The organism is Protofrankia sp. Cj5 (genome assembly GCF_917627405.1).
Classification (GTDB): domain Bacteria; phylum Actinomycetota; class Actinomycetes; order Frankiales; family Frankiaceae; genus Protofrankia.
This window is the reverse complement of the sequence record NZ_CAKJTO010000016.1, coordinates 25677-26773: the sequence shown is the minus strand read 5'-3', so window position 1 is coordinate 26773 and position 1097 is coordinate 25677. Positions and strand designations below refer to the sequence as shown.

General features: G+C 68.8%; 1 protein-coding gene and 1 pseudogene. Both read left to right on the top strand.

Annotation, left to right across the window (positions count from 1 at the left end; translation table 11 throughout):
* The first annotated feature begins 65 nt into the window (after positions 1-65).
* Positions 66-806 carry a pyridoxamine 5'-phosphate oxidase gene (gene pdxH / locus MJ777_RS05820; RefSeq protein WP_239373879.1) on the top strand — a complete coding sequence of 247 codons (741 nt, stop codon included), beginning with the start codon at positions 66-68 and terminating at the stop codon, positions 804-806.
* Positions 803-1097: pseudogene (locus MJ777_RS05815) on the top strand (MFS transporter); the annotation flags it as partial. The gene pdxH and the pseudogene MJ777_RS05815, both read left to right, overlap by 4 nt.

The following is a 1097-nucleotide window of genomic DNA, read 5'->3' as shown; positions in this document are numbered from 1 at the left end:
CCCTATTGCCGGTCGCTCTAAGTTTCCCGCTCAGCTACTGGTAGGCAGCTGCCAGGATTGGTCAGGTGCCGCAGCACCCGAACCATGCTCAGCCGCGGGCCGCGCCGAACCCGGCAGTCCAGCGGCGTGATTACACCACCGGCGGGTTGTCCGAGGCCGATCTCGCCCCTACCTGGGTCGGTCAGTTCACCCGCTGGTTCACCGAGACCTCCGCCGTGGCCGCCGAACCGGGATCAGCGCTGGCCGAACCGAACGCGATGGTGTTCGCCACCGCGGACGCCCGCGGCCGGCCCAGCGCCCGCACCGTCCTGCTCAAGGCGTTCGACGAACGCGGCTTCACGCTGTTCACCAACTACACATCCCGAAAAGGACACGACGCCGCGGCAAACCCGTACGGCTCGTTGGTGTTTCCCTGGCATGCCCTGGAACGGCAGGTCGTCGTCACCGGCTCGCTGGAGCGTGTGTCGGCCGAGGAGACGGCGGCCTACTTCCACGCCCGCCCGCGCGGCGCCCAGCTCGGAGCATGGACGAGCCGCCAGTCCGAGACAATCACCTCCCGGGAGGTGATTGAGCGACGCCGGGCGGAGCTCGACGCCCGCTGGCCTGAGCCCGCACCGGTCCCGGTGCCCCCGTTCTGGGGCGGGCTACGGCTCGTCCCAGACAGCGTCGAGTTCTGGCAGGGCCGCCAGGACCGGCTTCATGACCGGCTCCGCTACCGCCGGACCAGCACAGACAGGACCAGCACAGACAAGGAGCGCCAGCTGCCCCGCGATGAGTGCTGGGTCATCGAACGCCTGTCACCATGAGAAGGATCGGCTTTGCGGCAAGTAACCGCGCGACGGCCCTGAGCCGGGCACGGGTGCCCGGCCGGCGGATCGCCCACACCGTGCTGACCGACCTCGGGCCGCTGCGGTCCTACCCGGCCTACCGGCGCGTATGGGCCGGCGAAACCGTGTCCGCGGTCGGCTCAATGATTACCACGACCGCGGTGCCGCTACAGGTCTACGACATCACCGGGTCCTCGTTCGCGGTCGGGCTGACCGGCCTGATCACCCTGGTTCCACTGATCATGTTTGGGATGTTCGGCGGAGCGATCT